At 64.8% G+C, this 14,562-nt stretch carries 16 protein-coding genes and 1 tRNA gene; 9 read left to right on the forward strand and 8 right to left on the reverse strand.

Translation table 11 applies throughout. From position 1 onward, the window contains the following. The first annotated feature begins 244 nt into the window (after positions 1 to 244). Positions 245 to 1,279: an ABC transporter permease gene (locus ACZ42Y_RS07915; protein ID WP_464735439.1), complete on the forward strand. Its 1,035-nt coding sequence runs from the start codon at positions 245 to 247 to the stop codon at positions 1,277 to 1,279. Beyond that, a complete protein-coding gene (locus tag ACZ42Y_RS07920; RefSeq protein ID WP_464735440.1) occupies positions 1,272 to 2,129 on the forward strand; it encodes an ABC transporter permease subunit in 858 nt (285 codons plus the stop codon). Before ACZ42Y_RS07915 ends, ACZ42Y_RS07920 begins: the two co-directional genes overlap by 8 nt. Here ACZ42Y_RS07920 and ACZ42Y_RS07925 read toward each other — a convergent pair. The 4 genes from ACZ42Y_RS07925 to ACZ42Y_RS07940 form a co-directional block, all read right to left on the reverse strand. After that, positions 2,126 to 3,373 (reverse strand): hypothetical protein, encoded by a 1,248-nt coding sequence (locus tag ACZ42Y_RS07925; RefSeq protein WP_464735441.1) that lies wholly within the window; start codon positions 3,371 to 3,373, stop codon positions 2,126 to 2,128. The genes ACZ42Y_RS07920 and ACZ42Y_RS07925 overlap by 4 nt on opposite strands. Positions 3,374 to 3,486: 113 nt before the next feature. Further along, the gene (locus ACZ42Y_RS07930) at positions 3,487 to 4,413 is read right to left on the reverse strand and encodes an AEC family transporter (protein ID WP_058370508.1); all 927 of its coding nucleotides are present in this window, start codon (positions 4,411 to 4,413) and stop codon (positions 3,487 to 3,489) included. Between the two features lie 45 nt (positions 4,414 to 4,458). Continuing rightward, positions 4,459 to 5,481: a PP-loop family protein gene (locus ACZ42Y_RS07935; RefSeq protein WP_464735442.1), complete on the reverse strand. Its 1,023-nt coding sequence runs from the start codon at positions 5,479 to 5,481 to the stop codon at positions 4,459 to 4,461. Further along, positions 5,438 to 5,647: a MoaD/ThiS family protein gene (locus ACZ42Y_RS07940; RefSeq protein ID WP_058370506.1), complete on the reverse strand. Its 210-nt coding sequence runs from the start codon at positions 5,645 to 5,647 to the stop codon at positions 5,438 to 5,440. Before ACZ42Y_RS07940 ends, ACZ42Y_RS07935 begins: the two co-directional genes overlap by 44 nt. A gap of 80 nt (positions 5,648 to 5,727) precedes the next feature. Between ACZ42Y_RS07940 and ACZ42Y_RS07945 the strand changes: the two genes are divergently transcribed. Together ACZ42Y_RS07945 and ACZ42Y_RS07950 are read left to right on the forward strand one after the other, a co-directional pair. Further along, positions 5,728 to 6,108, forward strand: coding sequence for a hypothetical protein (locus tag ACZ42Y_RS07945; protein WP_464735443.1), 381 nt, complete (start codon positions 5,728 to 5,730; stop codon positions 6,106 to 6,108). Further along, positions 6,099 to 6,896, forward strand: coding sequence for a hypothetical protein (locus ACZ42Y_RS07950; protein WP_464735444.1), 798 nt, complete (start codon positions 6,099 to 6,101; stop codon positions 6,894 to 6,896). The genes ACZ42Y_RS07945 and ACZ42Y_RS07950 overlap by 10 nt, the downstream gene beginning before the upstream one ends. Here ACZ42Y_RS07950 and udp read toward each other — a convergent pair. Then, complete coding sequence (gene udp, locus ACZ42Y_RS07955; protein ID WP_464735445.1) at positions 6,831 to 7,736, reverse strand: uridine phosphorylase; 906 nt, start codon at positions 7,734 to 7,736, stop codon at positions 6,831 to 6,833. The genes ACZ42Y_RS07950 and udp overlap by 66 nt on opposite strands. A 94-nt stretch (positions 7,737 to 7,830) precedes the next feature. Between udp and udg the strand changes: the two genes are divergently transcribed. Continuing rightward, on the forward strand, positions 7,831 to 8,523 hold the full coding sequence (gene udg, locus ACZ42Y_RS07960) for a type-4 uracil-DNA glycosylase (protein WP_058370502.1): 693 nt from the start codon (positions 7,831 to 7,833) through the stop codon (positions 8,521 to 8,523). On the opposite strand, the gene ACZ42Y_RS07965 is transcribed toward udg, so the two are convergent. Then, positions 8,482 to 10,245: a S16 family serine protease gene (locus ACZ42Y_RS07965; protein ID WP_464735446.1), complete on the reverse strand. Its 1,764-nt coding sequence runs from the start codon at positions 10,243 to 10,245 to the stop codon at positions 8,482 to 8,484. The genes udg and ACZ42Y_RS07965 overlap by 42 nt on opposite strands. A 165-nt stretch (positions 10,246 to 10,410) precedes the next feature. Between ACZ42Y_RS07965 and ACZ42Y_RS07970 the strand changes: the two genes are divergently transcribed. Further along, on the forward strand, positions 10,411 to 10,863 hold the full coding sequence (locus ACZ42Y_RS07970) for a hypothetical protein (protein ID WP_058370500.1): 453 nt from the start codon (positions 10,411 to 10,413) through the stop codon (positions 10,861 to 10,863). Here the strand turns inward: ACZ42Y_RS07970 and ACZ42Y_RS07975 are convergent. Both ACZ42Y_RS07975 and ACZ42Y_RS07980 read right to left on the reverse strand, forming a co-directional pair. Continuing rightward, positions 10,860 to 11,717: a class I SAM-dependent methyltransferase gene (locus tag ACZ42Y_RS07975; RefSeq protein WP_058371362.1), complete on the reverse strand. Its 858-nt coding sequence runs from the start codon at positions 11,715 to 11,717 to the stop codon at positions 10,860 to 10,862. The two genes, ACZ42Y_RS07970 and ACZ42Y_RS07975, sit on opposite strands and share 4 nt — an antisense overlap. Beyond that, on the reverse strand, positions 11,710 to 12,795 hold the full coding sequence (locus ACZ42Y_RS07980; RefSeq protein WP_058370499.1) for an NAD(P)/FAD-dependent oxidoreductase: 1,086 nt from the start codon (positions 12,793 to 12,795) through the stop codon (positions 11,710 to 11,712). Before ACZ42Y_RS07980 ends, ACZ42Y_RS07975 begins: the two co-directional genes overlap by 8 nt. Before the next feature lie 158 nt (positions 12,796 to 12,953). Between ACZ42Y_RS07980 and ACZ42Y_RS07985 the strand changes: the two genes are divergently transcribed. From ACZ42Y_RS07985 to nadA, 3 genes are all read left to right on the forward strand, one after another. After that, a tRNA-Gly gene (locus tag ACZ42Y_RS07985) sits at positions 12,954 to 13,062 on the forward strand. Positions 13,063 to 13,163: 101 nt separating this feature from the next. Then, positions 13,164 to 13,535 carry a hypothetical protein gene (locus ACZ42Y_RS07990; RefSeq protein ID WP_058370498.1) on the forward strand — a complete coding sequence of 124 codons (372 nt, stop codon included), beginning with the start codon at positions 13,164 to 13,166 and terminating at the stop codon, positions 13,533 to 13,535. Between the two features lie 97 nt (positions 13,536 to 13,632). Next, on the forward strand, positions 13,633 to 14,556 hold the full coding sequence (gene nadA / locus ACZ42Y_RS07995) for a quinolinate synthase NadA (RefSeq protein WP_058370497.1): 924 nt from the start codon (positions 13,633 to 13,635) through the stop codon (positions 14,554 to 14,556). The last annotated feature ends 6 nt before the right edge of the window (positions 14,557 to 14,562 follow it).

Consider the following 14,562-nt stretch of genomic DNA (forward strand, 5'->3'; position numbering starts at 1 on the left):
CGGCCACCGTCCCCAGGGCTTCTAGCCCCCGCTGAGAGGGGCGCCGGGCCCTGTGAGGCCCTACGGTGAAGCGGGGGCGGGGCTTCTCGCCCTGCGCTCCAGCGCTCCTAGGACGCTTCAGGGGCCCTGGGCGCCCCCAGGGTTTAAGTCCCGGGGCGCCGGCGGCCCTTGAGGCCCGAGGACCTGGCCTGGGGCCTCCAGATGTAGGGCTTCCTGCCCAGACGTCAGGGTGAGGGTCTAGAGGTTGAGGATAGCGCTGGAGCCTAGGGGCCCGGGTGAGAGGGGGAACCCGGTCCTCTACGGGCTTGCGGGCCTGGCGCTGGGCTTCCTCATATCCATGCTGCTTGGCGTGTTCACCCCTGTAGGCGTCGCGGGAGTCGCTAGGGCCATATTCATCAATCTCTCGCGGCCCCGCTTCTGGCTCTTCTCCCTCCCCTACTTCGTGCCTATAACCGCGTCGGCTGCGGGGCTCGCGCTGGCCTACAGGGCTGGCTTCATAACCATAGGCTCAGAGGGCCAGGTGATTCTAGGCGCTGTAGTGGCATACGGCCTCCTATTCTATGTGCTCTCCAGCCAGCCTCCCCTGCTCGCAGTGGCAGCCGCGCTCGCCGCCGCCATCCTCGTGGGGGCTGCCTATAGCCTGCTCGTCGGCGTTCTCCGCGTCTACCTAGGGGCCAACGAGACTCTCGTAAGCCTCATGCTCAACTACATAGCTATAGCGATTGTCAACTACCTCGTGGCGGGGCCCTGGCAAGCCGGCGCCTTCACGAGAACGGAGCCGCTCCCCCCGCGCATGTGGATCAGCATCCCCGCAGCCGTAGTGATAACAATCGTGTTTACTATAGTCCTCGAGCTGCTCTACATGTACACGAGGCTCGGCGTGGCTGTCGACTCGGTGAGCAGGGCCAGGAAAGCGGCGGAGACGTATGGAGTCGACCCGGGCAGAACTCTACTCCTCGTCTCCATCCTTGCCGGCGCAGCTGCAGGACTTGGAGGCGGCCTATACATGGTCTCCGAGCAGCACCAGCTGCTTAGCCTGGGTAAGCAGGGGCTCGGCTACGGCTACATGGGTATACTGGTTGCCTGGCTTGCCGGGCTCCGCCCCGCCGCCACAATAGTGGCGGGGTTTCTCACAACGCTCCTCTACAGCATGTTCATAACGCTCCAGCTGGAGGGCGTGCCCGCCAGTTTTGTGCTTGCCTTTGAGGCTGTAATAGTGCTCTCCGTGCTCGCATTCACCAGCCTCTCCAGATACCGGGTGGTGGTGCGCAATGGTTAACACAGCTGCGCTGCTGGCCCAGGGGGCTCCGGAGGCCGGCGTACTGGCCCTCGGCGCGCTTGGGGAGCTTGTGCTGGAGCGCGCCGGCCTGATAAACCTAGGGCTCGAGGGGATGCTCTACCTAGGCTCCGCGGTGGCGGCCTACGTAGCGGTCTCCACTGGCTCTCTCGCCGCTGGCTTCGCCGCCGCTGCGGCCGCAGGGGCCCTGATGGCCGCGATCTACCTGCTGCTCGTCATAGGCCTTAAGGCTGACCAGGCTGTCACGGGGCTGGCCCTGGTCTTCCTGGGCATAGGGCTGGGGGACGCCGTGGGGGTTGCGACCCAGGGGGCTCCGGCCCCCATGCTCTCCGGCGCGTCCAGAGACGCTTTGCTGGCTCTTGTGCTGGTGGCGCTCCCGGTGCTCCTCCATATGTTCCTCTACAGGTCGTGGATGGGCTACGCGCTGAGGGGACTAGGCGAGGACGAGAAGGCGGCGAGAATGCTAGGGGTTAACGTCACCGCCCTACGTGTAGCCGCCGCTCTCCTGGCAGGCATGGCCGCAGGCGCCGCGGGGGCCCTCTTCCTCGCCGGGCCCTCCGGGGGCAGGTGGAGCGCGGGCCGCGCCATAGGCTGGGGCTGGCTCTCCCTGGGCACGGTGATACTGGGCTACTGGCATCCTCTGGGGATTGCTGTAGCTGCCTACCTGCTAGGCGTGCTCTACGCTGCCAGGCCGTTGCTCGAGGGTCTGGGTATCCACCCGGCCCTGGCCGAGGCCACGCCATACATAGTGGTTGTTATAGCGCTCACAATAATATCGTGGGTATACGAGAGGGCTGGGGTTAGGCCGCCGGCTGCCGTGTGGCGGCGCTAACCCTTGCCCGCCAGCCCGGCTCTCGGCAGCTTCGCCGCTAGCCTCTCCAGCCTATCCAGATGCTCCTTTAGGGGCACGAGGCTGCCGGTGGACATGTCCAGCGTATAGATCTCCACGTTCTCAACGCCCGCGTACCTGCCGGCGAGCACCCGTAGGTGGGGAGCGTATATCGAGGCCTGGAGGGGAGGCACCACCAGCCAGACCCTGTAGCCCATCGCGAGACGGTCTCTTATCACAGAAGAGAGCCTCGCCACCGGGTTGCCGCTGCCGTAGAGGGTCTCAACCTCCACCGCTAGCTTGCTGTACCATCCCCTCCGGGCCAGTATGTCCACTGTTACCGCGCTCGCTACGCGCTCCTCGACGGCCAGCCCCGACTCGTCGAACCCGGCCTCGAGGAGGTAGCTTAGCACAGCCATCTTGAAGGCGTAGTGCATGAAGCCCTCCTCGGGCCTGGCCTCCTCCTCGTCCCCCGCGGGCCTGGCTAGGAGTGCGAGCGTGGGGTCGCTGGCCATAGACTCTAAGTAGCTGTAGTAGCGGTGCTCGGCCATCATGACAGCGTCCACAAGGCTTGAGGCTTCTCCCAGGTCGTCGCTGCTGAGCCCATACATAGCCGCTACCATATCGAACACTGTATCGTCCTCTACTATGCTTGTCTCCAGGGGCGGCGGGAGCCTCGTGTAGAGCATGCCTCTGCTGCCTATCCTGGGCTCCCAGATCCTCTCAATAGCCTTGAGCGCCGGCTGGGAGGCATAGACCACGAGGAAGCCGAATCCCTGCGCGTAGGTCTCTCTGACACGGTCCTCGAGGCTCCTAGCGAGATGGGAGCTTGCAGTTATCTTATCAACGCTGCCCTCCTCGACGCCTAGCTCATCCAGATCGAGCACGTATATAGTCATCCCGGCGCGCATCATAGCGAGCTGGTACTCCGTCAGCCGGCGGGCTATGTGCTGGGAGTAGAGGGGCGCCCTCCAGGAGACCCGATAGACCTCCCGTAGAACGCGCTTCAGCAGCTCTATGTAATCGTAGCGGGGGTCCCGCGGCTTACGGGCCAGGATGAGGAAGGGCCTTTCACTGTACACCCTCAGCCTGGGCGTGCCGAAGAGGGCCTCTAGAGGATCCACCCCGGTCTCCTGCACAGCCACCTCTATCTGCCGGAGCTGTGGCTCCTCCAGCCTACGGGCCTCGAGCCTCACCTCCAGGCGCCGTGACAGGGGCTCGGGGAGCTGTCGGTCAAGGGCGGCCATGGCCGCTGCCGGGGCTGAACGGGGCCTTGCTGGAGGCTCCCCGCTGGCTGCGGCGGCCCCCGGGCATCCCTCCCCTGATTGCGGCATGGAGCACCCCTCTGCGTTGCATGGACCTAGTGCACCAGGAGGCGTATGAGCACAGCGGCAGCTATCGAGAATGGCAGTGTTAATCCTATAGCCTTTGCCACCAGGGTCTCGTCGAGACCGTAGAGGGCGGCGTATACGAGGTTCATAGTGGCGGGAGGCATGAAGGCCTCGATGAGCGCTCCGGCTAGCCACACACCCTGGAGGCCCAGGAGGGTGGATGCCGCAAGCGCTATGGCGGGCTCCACCCCGAGCCGCCAGGCCAGGACCGCCAGCACAGGCTTCTCGAAGCCTATCCCGGCATAGGCCAGCACTGAGCCAACGAGGAAGAAGCTGGACAGCGTGGACTCGGCGGCTACATGGCCCAGGATGCCTAGGGCCTCGGCTAGCCAGGGGTGGCCGCCGGCCAGTAGGTAGAGAAGCGTACCCGCTACAAGGGCGTAGAAAGGAGGGAACCTCGCCAGGCTGGCTGCGAGCTTACCGGCTGTACTTCCGGCTTCTCCCACGGGGCTGTAGGCGCCCGCAACTAGGGGGACCGCTACCGCCGCTATAATATTGACCAGGGTCGAGTAGAGGGCTGCGGGGCCGGCGTCATCGTAGAGGATGAGCATGAGCGGTATCGGGAGGAAGCCTGCATTGTGGAAGCCCGCGGCGAGCACTGCTGCGCCCACTACCTTGCTGGGTAGCCCGCGGAGCAGCCTAGGGATCAGGAGGTAGGCCGAGGCTAGGGCACCCAGCACGCTGGCCGGGACCAGGAGGGCGTACTTGCCCGCAACAACCAGGTCAACCGTGTATATCTTGTACAGGACTATGAAGGGTACTGAGAACCAGAGGAGCATGAGGGAGATAGCCCTCGAAGCCGTGGAGGCGGCCCTGGACCTGCCGGCCAGCAGCCCGGCGGCGAGCAGCCCCACTGCCACCAGGGCCCGGGCGGCAACCGCTGCGCCAGCAGCCACTACGCGGACCCCTCCCCGCCGGCCACACCCTCACGGCCACTGGGCTCACGCAGGCCTCGCTGCCTTAGCGGCTAGCTCCCGGAGGAGCCGCCTCACATGGGGCCCCTTTGGCTCGCCGAGTGCCCTCCTGGTTAGGCGGCAGAAGCCGCACTCGCCGCCGGAGCTTAGGAGGCCACATGTGGGGCATTTCTGCGGCTTCCACTCCTTCTCCGCTGCCAGCCTCTTGTAAACCGTGAGCCTCGACTCCAGCCTCCGTATATAGTTTATCTTGACCCCGGGATGCTCCTCCTCTAGGCGGTTCATGGACTCCTTGATCCTCTGCTCTATCGGGGCGACCGGCCTATAGGGGCACTCATCATGGAGGAAGGGGGTGTTAGACAGCAGGGCGTAGAGGAGGGACTCCCTCTCGGTGACCTCGTAGAGGGGGCGGAGCCTCGCCACTGCCAGCCCCTCGATGCTCTCAGTGGCCGGCCCCATCTTGGCTATCGACTCTAGGTCCTGGTTGAGGAAGAGCTTCAATGTGTAGGCTATAATGTCGTCAGCGTTATGGCCCATGGCTACATAGTCGGCTCTAAGCTCCACCGCGGCGGCGTTTATGATGTAGCGCTTCACGAGCCCGCAGACGCTGCACACCGGGCGCCGGGCGCGCCTGGCTATGACATGGACGGGGGCTCCCAGGGCCTCCTCGATGCTGATCACTATGCAGGGAACCCCGTTCTCCCTGCAGGCCTTCTCCGCCGTCTCCCTGCTCTTCTCCGAGTAGGCTCCGAAGCCGAGGACCAGGTGTATGCCCACCAGCTCGAACCCATAGAGCTTGGAGAGCTTCGATAGGGCTGTCAGCATCGCAGCGCTGTCCTTGCCCCCGGAGACGGCCACCAGTATCCTAGCCCCCCGCCGGGGGGCGCCCACGCGGCGGAGGACGCGCTCCACCTTCCTCTCAACGAACTCCATGAAGTGGCTTGGGCAGAGGGAGAGCCTGGCATAGGGTATGCGCGCCACCGCAGGGGCGCCGCAGATACTGCACCTAGCCGCCGCTTGCCGCCCGGAGGATTGTGACATTGTCTCCATCCTCCAGCCTGTCCTCCTCTAGCAGGGGGCGTCCATCCCTCAGTACCACCACGTCCTCGGCGCTATAGCCTAGGCGGTGGACGAGCTCCCGCACCGTTCCGGCTGTAAGCTCCACCTCTACGGCTTGGCGCTCCGGCAGTATCAGCGCCGAGACTTTAATCCCCATTCTTCCCACGCCCTGCGAGCCAGGCGGCATGAGCCATGGAAGGGGCTGCGCGCGGGCGGCGTCCGCCAGGGCTCCGGGCTGTGCTCCCCCTTATTGCGGCAAACGCCGCCCGGGGGCTGGCTATACCTGTCTACAATGCTTACAGCTCGGCGCTGCCGGCCCTCCAGGGCTATAGCGGGGGCGAGATGGGTGCCGGGCTCTCGCTGGCCCGGCTTCTTGAGATAGCAGGGTTCCCGGTAGCGGGGCTGCTCACCGACCGGGGGCTCTACGGGGCCCTGATAGCCTCCTCCATGATCCTGCTGGGGGCTGCGGGGTTCATAATCTGGCTCCGGGCGGACATACTCGGGGTCTCGGCCGCCTACGCGCTGGTCGGCCTTTCCCTCGCAGTCTGGGTCCCCCGAGGAACCGTGCTATATCCCTGCTCCTGCCCTCCAGCCTTCGTGGACGTGGCGTGGCACTGACCAGCATGGCGTTCAACTTCTCCAGGATAGTCGGGCCGCTGCTATTCGCCTACTACTTCGCCCGCCGGGGGCTCCCCGGCTACCGGCTCGGCTTCCTGGCGGCTGGTGTGCCCGCGCTCGCCGCCGCACCGCTCGTCTATGCCGCGCTCCGCCGCGTAGGCGGAGCAGGGGGAGGCGGGAGGCTGTCAGTCCTCCTACGGCTCCCGGCCAGGTGGCTTACCCCCTACTACCTCTACGCGGTCATGTCCCGCGCCGGCACCGCGGCGTGGATATCCCTCATGGGCGCGGTGTTCCTGGGGCTGGGGCTGCCGCAGGAGGCGCCGGGCCTCTACATGGCTTCTACCGCCGCCGCGTGGCTTCTACTGGGCTACTTTACGGGGGCGTTGGTGGACCGGCTAGGGGTCCGCAGGGCCATGTTCCTATCCGAGGCCGGCTTCATGGCCTCCCTCTCCCTGGTTGCTGCCCTCCTTCGCCCTAGCAGCTGGCTCCCGGTGGTTATCGCGGTAGCTGTCGCTGACGCCTTCGCGTTCAGCGGGTTCGTTGCCGCTGTGAACAAGCTGCTCATGTACACGAGAAACGTCGGGGTGGAGGCGGGAAGGCTAAACATGGCTACTAGCGTAGCCTCGGTAGCCACGGTGTACGCTGCAGGGGTTCTCTATGGGCATTCACCCCTCCTAGTCCCGGTGCTCGCGTTGGCTCTCCACGCCTCGGCCGCCGCAGCCCTAGGGGCCGCGGGGAGGGGTGCTGCCCGGGAGCTTGCCGTAGAGCTTCTCCAGGGCCACAGCTAGGCTGCTCAGTGTGTGGCGCAGCGTGGGCCTGGACTTGTCAGCCTCCTGGAGGATGCGCACAGCCTCGTTAGCAACCATTATGGCCTCCCTGACCCCGGCCTCCGGTATGAATTCATCGGTCACCCTGTTAGCTATCACCGCGCAGACGCAGCCGGAGCGGAGCCGGTAGATATTGGACAGCGTGAATATCGTGGCAGCCTCCATCTCGAAGCCCAGCACGCCCATACGCCTCAGATCCTCCATTCTGGCGCGGCTGCCGCTCCACGTGTAGTCCCGATAGCCAGGCCTACTCTGCCCAAGGTGGAACGTGGCCGTGGACGCCACTATGCCTAGGTGGTACCTGGCACCGAGCCTCTCAGCAGCCTCCACCAGGGCCATTACCACCTCGGGGCTGGCCGCTGCAGGGTACTCGGGGGGAGCATACTCGCTGCTGGCGCACTCGTAGCGGACCGCCCCGAATCCTATGACTAGATCGCCCACCTTGATATCGGGCTGTATAGCGCCCATAGTGCCAACTCTTATAAGCGTATGGACACCTATTCTAGCGAGCTCCTCTACAGCTATCGCGGTGGAGGCTCCCCCTATCCCCGTGCTTAGAGCGCCTATCCGGGCGCCGCGGTAGACTCCACGGGCGCTACGGTACTCCCGGTGGAAGGCTACCTCCTCTGCCTCGTCCCACGTCCTCATTATAGCATCTATACGGCCCGGGTCGCCGGGGAGCAGGATGTAGGGCGGTATATCACCGGGGCCGAGGCTTATATGGTATATCTTATTGTTTACGACCGGCGCAGATGCGCTAATCCTCTCCATGCCGTGGCCACACTCCTTCCAGGAAGCCATGCAGCCAGGTTACCTGGTGCAGAGGCGTGCCGGAATTCTCTAAGAGTTTCCCTTGAGGCAGTAGAGGGGAGCAGAGCAGCAGGGATAGCCCGCTATGACGGGGCAGGACGTTGAGAGGGAATACCGAAAGCTGGTTGATGAGATCAAGACGTGCACCAGGTGCAGGCTCCACCGGACGCGCCGTAACCCGGTGCCAGGGGAGGGGCCCCTCGACGCCAAGGTAATGGTGGTGGGGGAGGCGCCAGGGAGGAACGAGGACCTCCAAGGTAGGCCCTTCGTCGGGGCCGCGGGCCAGCTTCTGAACAAGCTCCTGGAGCTAGCCGGGCTCGAGAGGAAGGAAGTCTATATAACTAATGTGGTGAAGTGTAGGCCCCCCGGCAACCGCGACCCCAGGGAGGACGAGGTGGAGGCGTGCCTCCCCTACCTACTCCGGCAGATCCAGCTCATAAGACCCCGCCTCGTGATAGCCGTGGGCCGCCACGCGGCCAGGAGGCTGCTGGAGCTGGCAGGGCACCCTTGGCACAGCATGGGCTCCCAGCACGGCAAGGTGTACCGGGGGAGGATAGCCGGGGTGGACCTGGCTATAGCCGTCACCTACCACCCCGCTGCTGCGCTCTACAAGCCCCCGCTCCGGAAGAAGCTGGAGGAGGACTTCCGGGGCCCCATAGCCAGGATTGTGGCCGAGATCAAGTCGGAGGAGAGGAGGGAGAGACGGGGCAAGGAGAGGGGCGGGCAGTCGACGCTGCTAGACTTTCTCAGCGGCGGCGCGGCGAGAGACCGCGGCTAGCCCGTAGCCCACCACCGCCAGCACCACCGCCTCGGCTGCAATGCCCGCTAGGCTGTAGCTGCTCCAGTCAACCTGCACCGGCGCCGGGCTGACGGCCTGCCGGCCTTCAGCGGTGAGGACCTTCAGGACCAGCGTGTGTATTAGCCACACCGCGGAGTCCGACTCCAGGCTCACCTTCACGAATGTATCGTTAGTGGCGTTGGCGACGTAGCCGCCGTACTCCTCCGCGTAGCTGAGGAGCAGTGCCGCCGGCAGGCTGGCATCCCTAGACATGCTGATGCCCCGCAGGAACTCTACGTGCCTCTCCACGCAGTGGGCTGGCAGCCCGGAGCTGGCTACCAGCGTGTCCTCCAGCATGGAGACGACGTACACCGCTAGGCCTAGCGCTAAGGGGTAGTTGCCCTGCCTGAGGCTCTGGCGGGCGTCGCGGATCCAGGCCTCGACGGACCTGGTGTCGGGCATCGGTATGTTGAAGCCTACCCTGCCTACCACGCTCTTCAAATAGTCGTATGAGAGCTGCATGTAATTCACCATAAACTCCGCGGACCTGGCTAGCAGGCTGCAGGGCACCAGGGGGCCCAGGCTGGGGTCGGCCAGCTCCGCCCAGGACTTGGCCGAGAGGGCGCGGAGGAGGGCGAGAGCCCTCACATCGGGCTTCTCCGAGCTGGCTGCATGCTGCGCCAGGTAGAGCCGGGCTGAGGCGGAGGCGAGGGCCTCATAGCCCCAGAGGCCGCAGAGGCTCCTATTCGTGAACCTGCTGCTGTGCTCGGCTACGCTCCTATTGGCATCCGCTATTGCTTCGTCAAGGCTTATGCCGATCGCCTTTTCAAGGTAGTTGAAGCCTTTATGCTCCGCCACGTCCTTGGAGAGCACGTATAGGGCCATGAAAGCCATGCTGGCAGCGCTGTAGGGGCTCTTCTCGAGAGCCCTCCTAGCGCCGGTGATAAGCTTCTCCGCCACCATACGGGCCTGCGGGTCCTCCACGTCACCTAGAAGCTTCACAGCCTTCTCAATAAACTCCTGGGCATAGCTGCTGAAAAGCCTCTCCTCCCCTCGTATAGAGGGGAACAGTACAGTCCTGCCGGCGCCGCCGGGCGCGGAGAGGAAGCCCCTAGAGAGCTGGGAGGCCGCATCCTCTATGCTGCAGACGCCTACCACCCCAATGCCGCCCGGCACCCTGCTGATCTCCGTGACAGGGAGCAGCACTCTCGCATAGCCATAGTCCTTGGCTGCCGTGACCTTGTCAGCCACGCCCGCCACCGGAAGCACGAGGCCCGTGAGGGAAACCATACCAGTCATAGTAGTGTTGGGGTCCGGGACCAGCCCACGAAGGGCGAGGAGCGAGGATGCCGCTATGAAGCCACTAGCGCTGGGGCCGCTAACGGGCGTATTGGTCTCAAACTCTACGTCCACATCATAGAGCCGGGGGTTTACCCCGTCAATAATGCTGGCAAGATAGTATGCAACCTCCGTCGACAGGGTCGTGCTCTTATCCACAAGGTCGCCGGGCTCAACGGTAACAGTGCCGCTGCCGGGCGAGCTTATGGTTAGCCACGCGTTCACCACTATCCCCTTCCCGGTCGCGCCGTCCACCGCCAGAAGGCCCAGCCTGACCCTGACCCTATAGTCCGGGGAAGCTGGCTGCGCATAGGCGCTGGCGAGAAGCATGAGGAGCACCACTGCGGCCGGGAGCACTCTTAGACGGGTAGCCCTCCTCTCCATCAAGCCTCTCTCCCCGTTGGACACATTCTTGCCCCGCGGACGGGCATGAGGCGTTCAGCTCTTTATGCCTCCCCACGGACCCCTTATCCATATCTATACTAAGTGTACTAAGTGTCCCAGTAGGATGGGAGCGCTACCCGCCGGGGTAAGCGGAGGTCCCCCGGGGTGTCAGATAAGCCTAGGCTCGAGGAGATAAGAGAGGCCCTAGAGCGTGAGATAGCCGAGCTGGAGTCGAGGCTGCAGCTATACCAGCAGCTGCTCGCCATACTAGATGAGTGCTCCGGCCTGGCCGGCGCCCGCGGGAGGGCGGGGGGCCGGGGTAGGGAGTTCCGGTCGAAGGATGGCCTGGTTGTCGCGAGGCTTACAGCCTCGAGGGATACTATGAGGCTCATGTTTGCGAGGCCCGTGCCGGAGCGCCACCCCTACGTGAGGTACATGCTGAATGCTCTTGAGAGGCTCGCCTCCGAGTACGAGGGGCTGGAATACACCGTGGATAGGGACGAGGAGGGCCGGGTCTCCAGCGTTATTGTGACAGGGGTGCCCAGGGATGCGCAGGACGAGGTCCACGCTGTACTGGAGTTCACCGCTAAGAAGGTGGCCGAGATTCCTCCCCGCTAGGCCTCGACGTAAACGTCTACCACTACCTGGCTCTTCCTGGGCCCCACTGTGCGCACCACCCTGGCATGCTCAACCCGGTACCGGGCCCCGAGCTCCTCGAGCCTGCTGGATAGCAGGTCCACGGCCTTCCTCTTCGGGTCTTCCCCCTTCCCCGCGAAGACGTGGAGGTAGACGTGGATCCAGCCGCTTCCCCGGAGGCCGTGGAGCGCGTGGGGGAGGTGCTGGAGGGCCAGCTCGGGGAGGGGCATTAGCACGCGGTCGGCAACGCCCCGTAGCCTCTCCTCCACAATCCTGGCGGCGTCGCCCAGGATGGGTACCACTATACCCTCTACCCTGTTGAGCTTCACGTTCTCCACCATCATCCGGTAGGCGTCCAGGTTTATGTCTATACTGTAGACCCTGGCCGGCTTGGAGTGCCTCGCCATTATTATGGAGAAGAGGCCGGCGCCGGCATACATGTTTATCACAGTCTCGCCGGGCTTGACGAGCCGCGCTATCCTCTGGTGCTCGTAGGAGAGGCGGGGCGATATGTAGACCCGTGTTATGTCTATCTTGAAGACGCAGCCGTGCTCACGGTAGAGGGTCCAGCTCCTCTTCTCGCCGGCCAGGTGGGTGTAGCTCCGCAGCCTATACTCGCCCTCCACCGGGCTGGAGGCTGCCCAGATGCTCTTAACATAGGGGAGCCTGCGGAGGAGGGCCTCGGCCAGAGGCTTCAGCTCCTCAACGTCTACATCGAAGGGCTTGCGTATAACAGCTATATCGCCTATGATGTCTATCCTCTTCCAGAACCTGGCAGCCTTCTCGGGCCCGTAGACCTCCTCTGCTATCTCCCTCAGCAGCTTCCTCTTAGCCACCACTCCTCCCCCAGGGGGCCAGGCACCGCGCCAGGCTGGTATGAACATCATAGTCTATGCTGCAGCGGCCCCGGGCCGCCGCGTGGCAGGCCGTCGCGAGAGCCATGCGCCAGAGGGGCTGGAGGACCCGGGCCGCCCTGGTGAGAATGCGCTGCGCCTCCAGCTCCCTCCGGAGCCGGGCCCACTCCGCGAGAAGCCTCCCGGCGCCACGGCCCTCGAGGGCCTCGGCGAGAGGCTCAGCGAGCAGGGAGACCGCGTAGAGCCCGCCCCCCGTGAAGGGCTTGGAGGCGCAGAGCACATCCCCTATACCGGCGGCGCGGCCCGCCAACGGGGTCTCGGCGGGCGGGCCCAGCACTATCCTCCCCGCCCTATGGCTGATGATAGAGGAGGCCTGGACTCCTATCCTCGCGAGCCTGGGGAGTAGAGCCTGGAGCCTCTCTACGGGCCTCTCGTCGGCAACCCCTATGACAGCCTCCCGGCCCCCAGCGACGGGCACCACCCAGGCGAAGAACTTGGGGGCAGTACGACGCCCGTGAACAGTGTAGAAAGCGTCCTCCCCGAGGCGCAGCGCGAGGCGGGCGCGTACCTCGAAGCCGGGGATGTAGCCGCAGCGCCCTGCACCGAAGAGCCTGGAGAACCCTGGCTTGGCGCCCACCGCGGCCACCACCCAGCCGCCGCAGACCCTGCCCCCGCCGGCCAGCCGAGCACAGCCATTCGGGCCCACGCCCACAACCCTGGAGTGGTAGGCTATCCGGTGGCCCAGCGCCTCCACCCTGGAGGCCAGGACCTCCTCGAGCAGTGGCCGCGAGAACCGGACCGCCAGGGGAGAGCCCTCTACCCGGCACACTTCGCGTAACCCGTCGTCTAGAAACACGGCCTCCCGGTAGCTCTCGGTAACCGCCTCGGGGGCGCCAAACCTCTCCGCGGTCGAGGGGCTCACCAGGCCGGTGCAGTGAGGCGGCCAGCCAGGCCTCCCGGAAGCCTCGAGAACCAGCGCGTCCACGTGCCTCAGCCTAGCAGCTGTCAAGAGGCCCGCGGGGCCGGCCCCAGCAATGACTACGAGGCTGCGGTCAGTCAAGGCTGAACTCATCACCACCCTCAGCTCCGCCTGAGCCAGTCATCCCGCAGGAGCCACACGCGCCTGCAGTGGGCAAGAAACCCGCAAGCCTCCCCCTTGAGCAGCTCCTAGCCCGATGCTTTAATAAATCCGGGACCCGGCAGCCAATATGAATGGACGCCGGGGTGGCCGAGCGGTCAAAGGCGGCGGGCTGCAGTGGCCCGGGCACGGCTACCGCCCATCGCGGACACCCGTTGATCCCGGGTTCGAATCCCGGCCCCGGCTCCACGCCTCTCAGCCACTGGTGTCCCCTACCACGTCCTCCTCGCCCTCAGGTGGAGCCTCAATAGGGGGCGCCGCTCCTCCTCCTAGCCACGGGGCTGGGTGTCGTGGCCTCTACCGAGGAGATCAGGAGGATACTCGAGCCCCTGGCTAGGAGGCGTGGCTACAGCATCAGTGTAGAGGGCGGCTCGGTCTGGATGCTGCATCCGGAGGCGCCTTTCTATGTGGAGGCTAGGCCGACTGGCCAGGGGGTGCTGGTTAGGGTCGGGTACCGGGGGCTCCGCGACTACGTGAGGGAGCTGGTCGATAGCGTGGCTGACCCTAGGTCCGTTCTGGAGGATGTGCTGGACGAGGTTGCAATGGTGGCTCACGAGGCCTACACGGCTCTCCGGGGGGCGGGGATCGCCGCAAAGCTGGAGGCCCGGGAGGCTGTGCTCGACGCGCTAGAGGAGCTGGAAGAGGCTGAGGAGGAGGAGTGAGGAGTGCCGGGGGCCCGGGCCGGGGCTGAGTTGTTGAGGGCGGGGATAAGGCTATAGCGGCTCTATCTAGGGCTGGGGTTTCAGCCAGGTGTAGAAAATGGGCTATCTTGACAGCCTTGTTGAGAGGATAGAGGAGCTGAAGAGGCGTAGGAACGCTGTGATACTCGCCCACAACTACCAGCTGCCGGAGGTGCAGGACATAGCAGACTATGTGGGGGATAGCCTGGAGCTCGCTAGGAAGGCTATGGAGGCCAGCGCCGACGTGATAGTCATGGCTGGCGTCCGGTTCATGGCTGAGACGGCTGCGATACTCAACCCGGACAAGGCCGTGCTACATCCAAGCCCCGAGGCGGGTTGCCCCCTAGCATCCTTCCTCAGCGTGGATGTCATCAAGAGGTACCGGGAGAAGTACCCCGGCAGGCCGCTTGTAGTCTATGTGAACTCCTACGCCGAGGCAAAGTACTATGCGGACTACATAGTGACTAGTGCCTCCGCGGCCAGGCTGGTCTCCAGGCTCGAGGAAGAGGAGGTCCTCTTCGCGCCCGACCGCAACCTCGCCTCCTATGTGGCGGAGGTCGCCGGGAAGAGGGTAATACCGGTCCCCGTGGGCGGCCACTGCCCGGTCCACGAGTACCTTGTGAACGAGTACTATGTGAGGAGGGCGCTGGAGGAGCACCCTGGGGCTAAGCTGCTTGTCCACCCGGAGGCGCCGCCGGCCGCGAGGAGGCTAGCCGACTTCGTGGGTAGTACTAGCCAGATGCTCCGGGCGATAGGCGAGCTTGGGGGCGACGAGTTCCTCCTTGGAACCGAGGAGGGGCTCGTTCACCGTGCTAGGCGGCTCTACCCAGGCAAGCGGGTCTACCCGGTGAACCCCGGGGCTGTCTGCATAGACATGAAGAAGATAACGCTCCAGAATATAGCCCATGCCCTGGAGAACATGAAGCCCGTGGTGAGAGTTGACGAGAGTATAGCTGGAAGGGTTAGGGAGGTGCTGGAGAGGTCCCTCGAGCTGGTGAGGTAGGCCCTG

The organism is Pyrodictium brockii (assembly GCF_055379715.1).

Excerpts from the sequence above, each read along its gene's own strand:
- ACZ42Y_RS07965 (WP_464735446.1), bottom strand. The coding sequence starts at position 10,245 with ATGGAGAGGAGGGCTACCCGTCTAAGAGTGCTCCCGGCCGCAGTGGTG.
- udg (WP_058370502.1), top strand. The coding sequence starts at position 7,831 with ATGACGGGGCAGGACGTTGAGAGGGAATACCGAAAGCTGGTTGATGAG.
- ACZ42Y_RS07925 (WP_464735441.1), bottom strand. The coding sequence starts at position 3,373 with ATGGCCGCCCTTGACCGACAGCTCCCCGAGCCCCTGTCACGGCGCCTG.
- ACZ42Y_RS07920 (WP_464735440.1), top strand. The coding sequence starts at position 1,272 with ATGGTTAACACAGCTGCGCTGCTGGCCCAGGGGGCTCCGGAGGCCGGC.
- udp (WP_464735445.1), bottom strand. The coding sequence starts at position 7,736 with ATGGCTTCCTGGAAGGAGTGTGGCCACGGCATGGAGAGGATTAGCGCA.
- nadA (WP_058370497.1), top strand. The coding sequence starts at position 13,633 with ATGGGCTATCTTGACAGCCTTGTTGAGAGGATAGAGGAGCTGAAGAGG.
- ACZ42Y_RS07940 (WP_058370506.1), bottom strand. The coding sequence starts at position 5,647 with ATGGGGATTAAAGTCTCGGCGCTGATACTGCCGGAGCGCCAAGCCGTA.
- ACZ42Y_RS07935 (WP_464735442.1), bottom strand. The coding sequence starts at position 5,481 with ATGGAGACAATGTCACAATCCTCCGGGCGGCAAGCGGCGGCTAGGTGC.